The sequence below is a fragment of the Amycolatopsis rubida genome (assembly GCF_900115345.1).
Classification (GTDB): Bacteria; Actinomycetota; Actinomycetes; order Mycobacteriales; family Pseudonocardiaceae; genus Amycolatopsis; species Amycolatopsis rubida.
The window spans coordinates 334,033-346,269 of the sequence record NZ_FOWC01000006.1; the positions used below are offsets into that span (position 1 = coordinate 334,033).

Sequence of the window (12,237 nt, forward strand, 5' to 3'; positions counted from 1 at the left end):
GAGTGGGCCGGTGTCCGAAATGGGCTTTCGGGGCGGGTGTCGCGGGGCGGCCCGGCTGGTTCGCTTGGCGGTGGGCGACGGCGGAAGGGTTGGCTGCGGCGGGTTTCGGCGGCTAGCCGGGGAGCGGCCCGGTGTGTCTGAAATGGACTGCCGGAGAGGTCGTCCGCTGGGCGGTAATCGCCGGGCGGCCCGGCTGGTTCGCTTGCCGGTGGGCGACGGCGGAGGGGTTCGTGGCGGGTTTCAGCGGCTAGCCGGGGAGCGGCCCGGTGTGTCCGAAATGGACTCCCGGACCGGGCGTCGTCCGGGGACGGTGCGAATGGCGGCGACGCCCGGCAGGCTCGCTCGGTGTCGGGCGACAGCGCGTTCAGCCGCCCCTCTCACGCGATCCGCAGCGGAAGTTTTTCCAGCCCCCGCAGGCTGAACGACGGCACCCGACGTTCCTCGGGGCCCGCCTGTTCCAGCACCGGGAAGCGCGTGATCAGCTCGCGCAGGGCCGCCGCGGTCTCCACCCGGGCCAGCAGCCCCCCGACGCACGCGTGCGGACCGCGGCCGAAGCCGAGGTGTGCTTTGCCCGAGCCGCGGTCGAAGCGGAGCTCGTCCGGGTCCGGGTAGCGTTGCGGGTCGCGATTCGCGGCGCCCAGCAGCAGCATCACCGTGCTGCCCTCCGGGATCACCGTCTCGCCGATCGGATAGTCGCAGGCGGTCACCCTGGTCGCGGTCTGCACCGGGCTGTCGTAGCGCAGCAGTTCGTCCACCGCGACGTCGACGAGCGACGGGTCGGCCCGCAGCTGCGCGAGCCGCCGCGGGGCGCGCAGCAGGGCGAGCATTCCGTTCGCGATCAGGCTGACTGTGTTGTGGTGCCCGACCATCAGCAGGAACACGCCGTTCACCAGCAGCTCCGGCAGGCTCATCCGGCGGTCGGCGCGCATTCCGGCCACCCACCGGCTCAGCAGGTCGCCGCCGCCGCGCCGCCGGTGCCGGACCAGCCGGCCGAAGTATTCGCCGCATTCGCGGGTCGCCTCGGCTCCCGCGGTCCGGGCCGCCCCGGTGAGCAGCCAGTCGGGGTCCGAGACCGCGCCGAACGCGCGCGACCAGCGCTCCAGCAGCGGCCAGTCCGGCTCGGGGATGCCGAACAGCCCGCCGATCAACGAGATCGGCAGCGGATAGGCCAGATCCGCGACCAGGTCGACGACGCCGGGCGCGCGGGCGGCGAGCCGGTCGACCGCGGTCCGCGCCGCGGCGGCGATCGCCGGGCGCATCCGCTCCACCGCGGCGGGCAGGAACTCGGCCGAGACCGCGGTGCGGATGCGCGGGTGGTCGGGCGGGTCCAAGGCGTTGAGCGGCAACGGGAACCGGTCGTCGATGCCGCGCGAGCGGAAGTACTCGGCGTATCCGGCGCCGCGGGCCAGGTCGCAGCTGAGCCGCGGGTCCCGCAGCCCCGCCGCGACGTCCGCGTACCGCCCGGCCAGCCAGACCCCGGTTGTCGTGCGGACCGCGGCCGAGCGGCGGATCCCGGCCAGGCGCGGGTACGGCTGGTCCGCGTAGCCCGCGGTGACCGCGTGGTCGAAGAAGTCGCTGGCGTTCATATTCGCGTCCCCGGGAAGTGGCGGTGCACGGACCGGTCGTAACACGATGTCCGGCGGAACCGTTCCATCATCCCGGAAAGGGCGGCCGATTGTGAAAATCGTGGTGACCTGCCAGCCCGCCGTCGGGCACTTCCACGCCGTCGCCCCGCTCGCGCGCGCAGCCGTGCGCGCCGGGCACGAGGTGGTGGTGGTCACCGGGCGGGGCATGGGAAAGTGGGTGCGCGACGGCGGTTTCGACGTGGTCGAGACCGGGCCGGAATGGCTCTCCGGCCGCCCGCGCGCCGGGTCGTTCGACAACGAGAGCCGCCGGCTCCGGCTGATGAGCATGGGCACCGCGGCCCTGTTGCCCGGGATCGTCGACGCGCTGCGCACGTTCGGCGCGGACCTGCTCGTGCACGAATCGCTGGAATGGGCTGGCCCGCTGGCCGCGGACGTCGCCGGGGTTCCGTTCGCCTCGCTCGGCCAGCTGCCGCGGATGCCGCGAGCCTTGCAGGCCGAAGCACTTGCCCAGCCGTGGAATTCGGCGCGGGAACGGCTGGGCCTTCCGGCCGACCCGAAGCTGGAACGGCTGTGCCCCTACCTCTACCTCGACGCGTATTTGCCGAGCATGCAACCGCTTTCCGAGGATCCCTTGCTGTGGTTCGGGTCGCGGGAGGAGGACGCGATCGCGCATCCGGTCCGGCCGCCGCTGTGGCAGGCCGCCGCCGCGACACTGCCGGACTGGCTGTCCGAACCGGACGGACGGCCCCTGGTCTACGTGACCATGGGCACCGCGTTCAACACCGAGCCGGAACTGTTCGCCACCGTCGCGAACGCGTTGCGCGGCGGGGATTTCCGGGTCGTGCTGACGGTCGGCAAGGGTGTCGACCCCAGCGGGCTGGACGGCGACGGAGTGCACGCGTCGGAGTACCTCCCGCAGTCGCAGGTGCTGCCGAAGGCGGACGCCGTCGTGCACCACTCCGGCTACCTGACCACCGTCGGCGCGCTCGCGCACGGCCTGCCGATGGTGCTGCTCCCGGTCGCTGTCGACCAGCCCTATCACGCGCACCGGCTCTCCGCCGCGGGCGCGGGAATCCGGCTGGACGCCCGGAAACTGACCACCGGCCTGGTGCGCGCCGCGGTCGAGGAGACGCTGCGCGAACCGCTCTACCGGGCCAATGCGAACCGGCTGCGCGCGGAGCTGTGGTCGATGCCCGCCGAGGACGAGGCGGTCGGCCTCCTCGAAACGCTGGGCGCGAGCGGCGAACCGGTCCGCCGCGACGGCGCGCGGGTGCCCGCCGCGGCGTCGCCAAGCTAGGTCTATCCCGCGGATTCCCACTGGACAGAGGAGTTGGACATGGATGCGGTTGCCGGAACCGAGCCGGTCGCGGCCTGCCTGCCGGTGCGGCGGGTCCTGCTGACCGGGGCCACCGGACGGGTGGGCGCGCGGTTCCTGCCCAGGCTCAAGCAGCTGGGCGCGGAAACGCGGCTCATGGTGTGGAGCCCCGGCCCGGGGGTGCGGCGCAGCGCCACGATGATCGTCGGCGACCTCGCCGACGCCGGCGCCTGCCGGGCCGCGGTCGAGGGGGCCGACGCGGTCGTGCACATCGCCGCGGCTTTCCAAGGGCTTCGGCCGGACCAGTCCGAGGACGTGAATTTCCAGGCGACCCGGCAGCTGGCCACGGCTGCCCGCGACGCCGGGGTGCGGCGGTTCGTCCAGCTCAGCAGTTCCCTGGTCTACGCCGACGGGGCCGGTGCCGCGGCCGAGGACACCCCCGTGCGCGAAAGCGCGGCGGCGAGCTTCCCCGCGGCCAAGCTGGGCGCCGAACGCGCACTGTCCGCTGTGCGCGGACTGGAAAGCTCGGTGCTGCGCTTGGCGTTCACCTACGGCGAGGGCGATCCGCACCTCGCCGAAGCGATCGGCTGGGCGCGGCGCGGCGGCACGGGACGGATGCACCTGGTGCACCACGCCGACGTCCGGCAGGCGATTCTGTGCGTGCTGAGCGCACCGGAACTGCCGCGCCGGGTGTACAACGTCGCCGACGACCGTCCGGTCGGGCCGGCCGAATTGCTCGCCGCCGCACCAGGATTCGCGGTGCGCGGACAGGTCGAAGAAGGCGCGGTGACGGAAACGGAACCGGGCGCGCAGCCGTTCGGCCGAGTGCTGGCCGCCGAGGCGATCCGGCAGGAGCTCGGGTTCGCCCCCGGATTCCCGAGCATCGCCGCGGCCGCGGAGAAGGGGGCGTTGTGAGCGTGCTCGACGTGTACAACCCGGCTGACGGTTCGGTGGCAGGCCAAGTGCCGGTCTGCGACGAAGCGCGGCTGGGACAGGTGATCGAGCAAGCGCACCGGGCCTGGCCGGGCGTGCCCCCGCGGGCCCGGCGGGAAGCGCTGCTCGCGGCGGCGAAAGCGGTGTCGGCGCAGGCGCGCGCGCTCGGCGAGCTGATCACCCGCGAACAGGGGAAGCCGCTGGCGATGGCGGTGGCCGAGGCGTTCGCCGCCGCGGCTTTTCTCCGGTACAACGCGGGTCTGGCGCTTGAGCCGGAGGTGCTGCGCGAAGATCGCCGCGGCTACGCCGAACTGGTGCGCCGGCCGCTCGGGGTGGTCGCGGCCGTGACCCCGTGGAACTTCCCGGTCGCTGTCGCGGCCGCCAAGCTCGCTCCGGCGCTGCGGGCGGGCAACGCGGTGGTGCTCAAGCCGTCCCCGTACGCGCCGCTGGCGACGGTGCGGCTCGGCGAAATCCTGGCCGAGGCGATGCCGCCCGGACTGTGCACAGTGGTCTGCGGCGACGGTGCGCTCGGCACCGCCTTGGCGACGCATCCGTTGGTGCGCAAGGTGAGCTTCACCGGATCGACGGCGACCGGCCGGGCGGTGGCCGCACAGGCCGCCGACGGGATCAAGCCGGTGCTGCTGGAACTGGGCGGGAACGACGCCGGGATCGTCCTCGACGACGCGGACCCGGCCGCACTGGCCGAGCAGGTGTTCTGGGACAGTTTCGCGAACAACGGCCAGGCCTGTGTGCTGGTCAAGCGGCTCTACGTCCCGCGGTCGCGGGCCGCGGAATGGGTCGAAGCGCTGGCCGCGCGGGCGGATTCGGTGGTTGTCGGGGACGGGATGGTCCGCGGCACGCAGCTCGGCCCGGTGAGCACCCCGGCGCAGCACGAGCGGATCGCCGCGCTGGTCGCCGCGGCGCTGCGGGACGGCGCGAAGAGCGCCGCGGGCGGGAAACCCGGCGAAGGCCCGGGCCTGTTCTACCCGCCGACGATCCTGGCCGGCGTCACCGACGGCATGGCGGTGGCGGCGGAGGAACAGTTCGGCCCGGCGCTGCCGGTGCTGGCCTACGACACCGAGGACGAGGCGCTGGCGCGCGCCAACGACAGCAGCTTCGGCCTCGGCGGCTCGGTCTGGTCGGCCGACCCGGAGCGGGCGTGGCGGCTGGCCGGCCGGCTCGAATGCGGCACCGCGTGGGTCAACGCGCACGCGGACTTCGCGCCGGACCAGCCCTTCGGCGGGCTCAAGCACAGCGGGATCGGGGTGGAGAACGGGACAGCGGGCCTGCACGAGTACACCGCCGCGCAGGTCCGGTGCCGTCCGGCGGATCAGGTCAGTCCGCTGTAGAACATCGCGCCGATCACCGCGTGGTCGTCCTGCGGCAGCCGCGCGTGCGGCGTGGCCCGGCCGACCAGCGCGAGGCACTCCCGCGGCTGGTACACGAAATCCTTGCCGCCGCGGGGGAACTGCCCCTCGGCGACCACCCACTGCCCGAGCGAGCTCGCGGTGTCGCTCGCCTGGTCCAGATAGGACCGCATCGGGCCGGCCTCGCCCTCCACGGTGAACAGCAGCGACACCTCGCAGGTCGGCATGTCGGTGTGCACGCCGAGGAAATCGCCCTTGCGGTAGCGCAGGTAGGTGCAGCGGGTCGGGTACATCGCGCGGCCCATCCGCCTGCTCACGTCCGCCACCAGCACCGGGTCCTCGTGGATCCGCACGAGCGTGGGGCCCGCGCCGAGGTAGGTGTTGCTGGACTTGCTGGTGAGCGCGTCGTGCAGGACGTCCCAGCCGGGATCCGGGCCGCCGGCGAAGGCCATTCCGGCTCCGGGGTCCAGCTCGTCGAGTTCGGCCGCGCACCGGCGCAGCGTCTCCGCCGAGACGAAATCGTCGATGTGCCACCAGAACGAGTCGTTGTCCAGTTTGGCCAGATAGGCGTCGCGGCGGCGGGTGGACTCGGCGAGCAGCCGCGCGTAGTCCTCGTCGTCGCGTTCCCCCGGCGCGCGGACCACCCGGCCCTGCAACGCCTTCGTCACGAGCGGGCCCTGCGGGAACATCGCGTCGTAGCCGTCGGTGAGCGGGGCGATCCCGGCGCTTTCGAAGTCCATCGCGGACACCGCGGGCCCGCCGCCGGACACGATCAGCTTTTCGAAGAGGCCGATCGAGGCGGGCGGGTCGTCGGCGGCCCCGAGATGGCGGCGGATGCGCCACCGCCGCCATTCGAGCTCGACCTCGTTGACCCGGAACCGCGGCCACCGGTACTTGCCGCCGGCGTCGTACAGGAGTGCGCGGACCGGGCCGGCGTCGATCTGCTGGTTGAGTGCGGCCGACATGGCCACAGCTTCGGGAGAAAAGGTCGGCATGCCCCCAGTTTCCCGCTATGGCAACGAAAAGTCAGCAGCGTGCGACGTCAGGAACCGAGCAGCGCGACGACGTCGGCGGCGCAGCCCCACGAGTACATGACGCCGCTGCCGCCGTGGCCGTAGTTGTGCACCACCACCGAGCCGCCGTCGCGGTCGGCTTCCAGCCGGACCTCGTCGCGGCCGGGCCGGAACCCGACGCTCGCCTCCAGCAGCTCCGCGCCGGCCAGCCGCGGCTCCACCCGCACGCAGCGCTCCAGGATCGCGGCCACCTCGGCGCCGGAGGGCTCGGGGTCGGTCCCGCCGGTCTGCACGCCCCCGAGCACGACGTGGTCCCCGTGCGGCAGGTAGGTGGCCCACTCCGGGTTGATCGGGGCCTCGAGGAAGAAGGTTTCGAGCCCGGGGTCGGCGACGACCACCTTGATCCCGCGCACCGGCTCCACCCGGTCGTCGGCGGCCAGTTCGCGCGCGGCCAGCCCGGTGCAGTTGACCACCGCCGGGCACTCGGCGCTCGCCTCGGCGAGCGAGGCCGCCGGGCGCACCTCGAGGGTCCCGCCGCCCGCCTCGAACTCCGACCGCAGGTGCCGCAGGTACTTCGGGGTGTCGACGATCGGCAGCGTGACCCAGAACCCGGTGCCGTAGCCCTCGGGCAGTTCGGCGGGCTCGCACAGCCGGAACCCCTCGGTCTGGTCGGCGCCGGGCGGGATCGCGCCCGCCGGACGGGCGGCCAGCCTGCCCTCGAGCACGCGCACGCCGGGCGGCGCGGCGCGGAGCCTGCGCAGGGTCTCTCGCTGCCAGCGGTGCCCGGGCGAGCCGGGCGGGTCGAGGTTGGGCCCGACCATCGCCGCGGCCTTCGCGGAGGTGGTCTCCTCCGGCGGCGCCGCGGTCCGGATCCGCACCCGGCTCCCGGCTTCCTGCAGGGCCAGCGCGGTGGTCAGGCCGATGATCCCCGAGCCGAGCACCAGCGCGTCGGGCGCTGCGGTCATGTCAACCTCCCTGGAGCCGACCGGCTCCTTCCCGCGGGAGGTTCCCGTCGGCGAATCGTCGCCACAGTTCGCGGCGCCGCGGCTTCCCGCTGGTCGTGCGCGGGATCGTGCCCGTCGCCGCGGACAGCATGATCAGCTCGGCGCCCTCGGCCAACCTTGCCAGGTCGGTGCGGGCCAGGTCGAGCAGCGCGGGGTCGGCGTGTTCCGCGACGACCACCGCCACCTGCGCCCCGTCGACCACTCCCAGCAGCACCGCCTGCTGCCGCCGCGGCAGTCCGTGCGCTTCGAGCGCCGCTTCGAGGTCTTCGGCGAACACCGGTTTCCCGCGCACTTTCATGCTGTCGCCCATCCGGCCCAGCACATAGAGCTGTCCGCCGCTCAGGAAGCCAGCGTCCCCGGTGCGGACCGCGCCGCGGCCGAACCGGGTCGTTTGCGCGACCGCTCCGGCGTGGTAGCCGTCCGCGACCGAGGGCCCGGCCACCGCGATCTCGCCGACGCGGTCCTCCGGCAGCGGATCGCCGCCGCTGTCGAGCACCGTCACCGAAACCCCGGCGAGCGGGCGGCCGCAGCCCACGAGCGTGGCCGCTTCGCCCCCGGCGGCCTGCCCCGGCCCGGCCGGGGCGATCGACCGGGTGGTCCACCGTTCGTCGAGCCGGGAACCGGTGACCGCGAGCGTCGCCTCGGCGAGGCCGTAGGCGGGCAGCAGCGATTCCGGGGCGAATCCGTACGGCGCGAGCAGGTCGGCGAAGGCGCGGAGCGTCGGCTCGGCCACCCGCTCGGCGCCGACGATGACCGCGCGCCACTCGGAGAAATCGCAGCCGGACAGTTCGGCGGGCCGGACCCGGCGCAGGATGTGTTCGAGGCCGAACGTGGGCATCGCGGTCAGCCGCGCGCCGGATTCGCCGAAGCAGCGCAGGTAGCGCGAAGGCCGCCGGAGGAACTGCTGGGGCGAGCACAGCCACAGGTCGGTCTGGTGGGTCACCGGCGTGAGCAGGCAGCCGATCAGGCCCATGTCGTGGTGCATCGGCAGCCAGGACGCGGTCGGGTCGTCCGGCCCCATCGCCAGCCACTCCCGGATCGCGCGCACGTTCGCGGTGAGCGCGGGGAACGGGACGCGGACGCCGCGCGGGCTGCCGCTGGACCCGGAGGTGAACTGCAGCATCGCGAGGTCGGCGGCGGGGACCGGCGGCACCGGCCCGCCGCCGGGCGCCTCTTCGAGCAGCACCGGTTCCGGGCCGACCGCCTGGCGCACGGTCTCGGCGAATCCCGGTGCGGTGCAGACGAATCGCGGCCGGGCCGTCCCGGTCAGCGAGGCCAGCAGCGTTCGCCACTGCGCGAGATCCTGGCCGAACAGCGGCGGGCTGGCGGGGGCGGGCACCGCGCCGGCCAGCATCGCACCGAAATACCCGGTGAGGAAACCGGGTCCGGTCGGTTCGACCACCAGCACCACGTCGCCCCGCGCCGCGCCGCGCTCCAGCAGTTCGGCGGCGCGCGCGTGCGCGCCGGCGGCCAGCCGCGGGTAGTCCCAGCGGCTCCACTCTTGCTCGTCCCCGGCGAACCGGATCCCGGTGTCCGGCCGCGGTTCCCACAGCCACCGCAGGAGCGCGAGCCGGTCGGTTCTCGGTGCGTCCATGCGGCAATCGTCGCGCACGGGCGTCCCGCGCGTCTCGCGTGCAACCGGGCCGCCCGACGTTGCGGGTGCCGCGACCGGTCCGGCACCGTTCCCTGCGCGCGTCCCGCGCTCGCCGCGGGCGCCCGGCGGGTGTCCGACTGGGGGATTTCCCCACTTGCACGTACCGCCGGCAGTCCTTCAGGGAGGTAGTCAAGTGTCGCGATCGGACGTCGTCTGCGGGCTCAAGCTCACCCATGACGGTGCGGTGGCGGTGATCGGCGGCACCCGGCTGGTGGCTTCGGTCGAGGCGGAGAAGATCGGCAACCGGCCGCGGCATTCGGCGCTCGACGACGCCGCGGAGATCGTGCGGGAGCTCGCCCGCAACGGCTTCGGCCCGGACGCGATCGACCGGGTCGCGGTCGACGGCTGGGCGGCCGAACAGGACGGTCCGCCCGCGGTCGGGTTCACCGTGCTCGACGGGCGGCGGATCGCCCTTCCGGTCGCCGGCTACGCGGACGAACCCGGCCCGCCCGCGCCGCCCGCGGCGTTCTCCGGGACGCGCCCGGTGCTGGGCGAGCGGGGGCCGCGCGGCTACGCCGGCTACACGCACGCCACCGGCCACCTGCTGTCCGGGTACTGCACCAGCCCGTTCGCCAAGGAAGGCCGCGCGGCGCTCGGCATCGTCTGGGACGGCGGGATGCCGCCGTTTCTGTACCTGGTCGACCCGCGCGAGCCGGCGATCACCCCGATCGGGGCGCTCACCGGCGTTTCCGGTGCGCTGTACCCGGTTTTCGCCTCGCACTTCGCGCCGTTCCGGGTGGACCGGCGGACCGCGGACCCGGACCGCCGGTTCGGGATGGAAGCGCTGTTCCCGGTGTCGGGCAAAGCGATGGCGTACGCCTCGCTCGGCAAGCCGATCGAGGCGGCGGTCGACCGGTTCGAAGAGGTCACCGCCGCGACCGCGCCCGCGACCACCCCGATGCGGTGCTACCAGTGGAGCGCGCGGGCCCTGCGCCGGGTGCGCCCGCTCGGGCTGTCCGACGCGGAACTGCTCGCCTCGTTCCAGGAAGCGCTCTACCGCGGGCTCGAACGGGGCCTGCGCGAGGTTTTCGCCGCTCGGCCGGAGCTGGCCGGGCTGCCGCTGTGCGTGTCCGGCGGCTGCGGGCTGAACATCAAATGGAACGCGCGGCTGCGCGGCAGCGGCCTGTTCCCGGACGTGTGGGTGCCGCCGTTCCCCAACGACGCCGGGTCCGCGATCGGGGCCGCCTGCGCCGAAATGGCGCGGACCACCGGGAAATTCGCGCTGGAGTGGACGGAGTTCGCCGGACCGCCGGTGCGCTGGGACGGGGAGGTGCCCGAGGGCTGGTCGGCGCAGCCGTGCGACGTCGCCGGCTTGGCCGCGCTGCTGGCGCGCACCGGGGAGCCGGTCGTGGTGGTCACCGGCCGCGCCGAGCTGGGTCCGCGGGCGCTGGGCAGGCGCAGCATCATCGCGCCGGCGACCGACCCGGCGATGCGGGACCGGCTCAACGAGATCAAGGGCCGGGAGTCCTACCGCCCGGTGGCCCCGATCTGCCTCGAGCACTGCGCGCCGGAAGTGTTCGATCCCGGCACCAGGGACCCGTACATGGTGTTCGACCACACGATCCGGCCGGGCTGGCAGGACCGGGTCCCGGCGATCGTGCACGTCGACGGCAGCGCCCGGCTGCAGACCGTCGGACCGGACAACCAGCCCGCGCACGAACTGCTGTCCTGCTACGAGCGGCTGACCGGGATCCCGGTGCTGTGCAACACCAGCGCGAACTTCTCCGGCCGCGGTTTCTTCCCCGACCCGGGCTCGGCGATGAGCTGGGGCGGCGTCTCCTCCGTGTGGTCGGAAGGCACGCTCTACCGCCGGGACGGGCGGCAGTGAACGGCGAGCTGGCCCCGCTGAGCGCGGCGGGGGAGAAGCTGGCCGGGCTCGCCCACCGGCACGCCGCGGAGTTCGAGCCCGCGGCCGCCCGGCACGACGTGGAAAACTCCTTCGTCGCCGAGAACGTCGAAGCCATGCGGGCGAGCCGGTTCCTGGCCGGCACGGTGCCCGAGAGCTTCGGCGGCCTCGGCGTGCGGTCGCTGCACGACCTCGCGGTCGCGGTGTCGCGGTTGGCGCGCGGCTGCCCGGCCACCGCACTGTCGGCGAACATGCATCTCGGAGCCGCGCTGCTGCTCGCCCGCAGCGCGGACGCGGCCGGCCTCGACCCGGCGCACCAGCGCGGCCTGCGCGGTCTGCTCATGCTGCTCGGCCGGTGCCGGCTGGTGCTTTCGCACGCGGGCACCGAGCCGGGCGCGAGCCTGTTCGCCCCGGCGACCGAGGCGGTACCCGGCCCGGACGGCTACCGGGTGACCGGACGGAAGTCCTTCGCCACCAACGCCGAAGTCGCCGACGTGTTCACGGTTTTCCTGCGTGTGCCCGGCGCCGACGGCGAACCGCGCGCGGGCACCGCGATGATCCGCCGGGACACGCCGGGACTGCGTGTCGAACGCACCTGGGACGCACTGGGCATGCGCGGCACCGGAAGCCACGACGTCGTGTTCGACGGCTGCCCCGTCCCGGCGGACGCGGTGCGGGTGCGCGGCCGGCTCGGGGTCGCCTCGGCCGAGGAATGGATCGGCGTCCTCGCGGTGAACTACCCGATGCTGGGCGCGTATCTCGGGATCGCCGAAGCCGCGGCCGAACGGGCACGGCAGACGGTGCGCGCCAGGGCGCGGCCGGGTTCGGCCGAGCAGCTGGCCGAACTGCGGCTGCTGCTGACCGGGGCCCGCTCCGCGCTGTCGCGCACCGGGCAGCTGCTGGACGAGCACCTCGCCGGGCCGCTCGGGGACGGCGAAGCCGAGCAGCTGATGGCGGAGTTCCAGTGCGCCAAGCTGATCCTCAACCGGGCCGCGGTGGACGCGGCGGACCTCGCCATGGCGGTGGTCGGCGGCCGCTCCTACCGGTCCGGCGACCCGCTTTCCCGGCTCTACCGCGACGCCCGCGCGGGCGGGTTCATGCAGCCGTTCTCGCCGGGCGAGGCGCGCGCCTTCATCGGCGCGGCCGCGCTGGCCGATCCGGGCGAAAAGTGTTGATGCACAGAGGTTTTCGCTGACGCCGGAGGTTCGTAGGATCGCCGTGTGACGACGCGAACCGAAGCGGAGGTCCGCAGCCAGATCCGGGAGATCGTCCTCGAACTGGCTCCGGGCTCGCCGGAAGAGACATCCACCGACCCGATGCTGGTCGAAGAGCTCGAGTACCACTCGCTGGCGCTGCTCGAGCTCGCCTTCGCCCTGGAGGACGAATTCGACCTGCCGCCCATCGACGAGGCCAGCGTGCAGACGATCAAGACGGCGCGGGACATCGAGGACTACGTGCTGAGCCAGCTCGGCAAAGCCGGGTCCGGGGTTCCCGCCGAGCCCGCGCCGGCGGAGTGAGC

At 73.9% G+C, this 12,237-nt stretch carries 10 protein-coding genes; 6 read left to right on the top strand and 4 right to left on the bottom strand.

Going from position 1 to position 12,237, the window contains the following annotated elements:
• Positions 1-377 precede the first annotated feature (377 nt).
• A complete protein-coding gene (locus BM362_RS24310; protein ID WP_067588367.1) occupies positions 378-1,586 on the bottom strand; it encodes a cytochrome P450 in 1,209 nt (402 codons plus the stop codon).
• A 91-nt stretch (positions 1,587-1,677) separates the two neighbouring features.
• Here BM362_RS24310 and BM362_RS24315 point away from each other — a divergent pair, with 91 nt between their 5' ends.
• The 3 genes from BM362_RS24315 to BM362_RS24325 are packed head-to-tail and all read left to right on the top strand — an operon-like array spanning position 1,678 to position 5,183.
• Entirely contained in the window at positions 1,678-2,883 is a 1,206-nt protein-coding gene (locus tag BM362_RS24315) for a glycosyltransferase (protein ID WP_167545414.1), read from the top strand.
• Positions 2,884-2,922: 39 nt separating this feature from the next.
• On the top strand, positions 2,923-3,816 hold the full coding sequence (locus BM362_RS24320) for an NAD-dependent epimerase/dehydratase family protein (protein WP_093574790.1): 894 nt from the start codon (positions 2,923-2,925) through the stop codon (positions 3,814-3,816).
• The gene (locus BM362_RS24325; protein ID WP_232791848.1) at positions 3,813-5,183 is read left to right on the top strand and encodes an aldehyde dehydrogenase family protein; all 1,371 of its coding nucleotides are present in this window, start codon (positions 3,813-3,815) and stop codon (positions 5,181-5,183) included. Before BM362_RS24320 ends, BM362_RS24325 begins: the two co-directional genes overlap by 4 nt.
• On the opposite strand, the gene BM362_RS24330 is transcribed toward BM362_RS24325, so the two are convergent.
• From BM362_RS24330 to BM362_RS24340, 3 genes are read right to left on the bottom strand one after another with little or no spacing between them, the layout of a single operon-like run.
• Positions 5,165-6,196 carry a hypothetical protein gene (locus BM362_RS24330; protein WP_067588361.1) on the bottom strand — a complete coding sequence of 344 codons (1,032 nt, stop codon included), beginning with the start codon at positions 6,194-6,196 and terminating at the stop codon, positions 5,165-5,167. The two genes, BM362_RS24325 and BM362_RS24330, sit on opposite strands and share 19 nt — an antisense overlap.
• A 47-nt stretch (positions 6,197-6,243) precedes the next feature.
• On the bottom strand, positions 6,244-7,179 hold the full coding sequence (locus tag BM362_RS24335; RefSeq protein WP_093574659.1) for an FAD-dependent oxidoreductase: 936 nt from the start codon (positions 7,177-7,179) through the stop codon (positions 6,244-6,246).
• 1 nt (position 7,180) lies between these two features.
• Positions 7,181-8,812: an AMP-binding protein gene (locus BM362_RS24340; RefSeq protein ID WP_093574660.1), complete on the bottom strand. Its 1,632-nt coding sequence runs from the start codon at positions 8,810-8,812 to the stop codon at positions 7,181-7,183.
• A gap of 193 nt (positions 8,813-9,005) precedes the next feature.
• Here BM362_RS24340 and BM362_RS24345 point away from each other — a divergent pair, with 193 nt between their 5' ends.
• From BM362_RS24345 to BM362_RS24355, 3 genes are read left to right on the top strand one after another with little or no spacing between them, the layout of a single operon-like run.
• The gene (locus BM362_RS24345) at positions 9,006-10,700 is read left to right on the top strand and encodes a carbamoyltransferase N-terminal domain-containing protein (RefSeq protein WP_093574661.1); all 1,695 of its coding nucleotides are present in this window, start codon (positions 9,006-9,008) and stop codon (positions 10,698-10,700) included.
• Positions 10,697-11,893 (top strand): acyl-CoA dehydrogenase family protein, encoded by a 1,197-nt coding sequence (locus BM362_RS24350; RefSeq protein WP_167545415.1) that lies wholly within the window; start codon positions 10,697-10,699, stop codon positions 11,891-11,893. The genes BM362_RS24345 and BM362_RS24350 overlap by 4 nt, the downstream gene beginning before the upstream one ends.
• 45 nt (positions 11,894-11,938) lie before the next feature.
• Complete coding sequence (locus tag BM362_RS24355) at positions 11,939-12,235, top strand: phosphopantetheine-binding protein (RefSeq protein WP_067588350.1); 297 nt, start codon at positions 11,939-11,941, stop codon at positions 12,233-12,235.
• Positions 12,236-12,237: the final 2 nt, after the last annotated feature.

Bases quoted from the DNA above. Each gene is read 5' to 3' on its own strand.
- BM362_RS24330 (WP_067588361.1), bottom strand. From the start codon at position 6,196: ATGCCGACCTTTTCTCCCGAAGCTGTGGCCATGTCGGCCGCACTCAAC.
- BM362_RS24310 (WP_067588367.1), bottom strand. From the start codon at position 1,586: ATGAACGCCAGCGACTTCTTCGACCACGCGGTCACCGCGGGCTACGCG.
- BM362_RS24340 (WP_093574660.1), bottom strand. From the start codon at position 8,812: ATGGACGCACCGAGAACCGACCGGCTCGCGCTCCTGCGGTGGCTGTGG.
- BM362_RS24335 (WP_093574659.1), bottom strand. From the start codon at position 7,179: ATGACCGCAGCGCCCGACGCGCTGGTGCTCGGCTCGGGGATCATCGGC.
- BM362_RS24320 (WP_093574790.1), top strand. From the start codon at position 2,923: ATGGATGCGGTTGCCGGAACCGAGCCGGTCGCGGCCTGCCTGCCGGTG.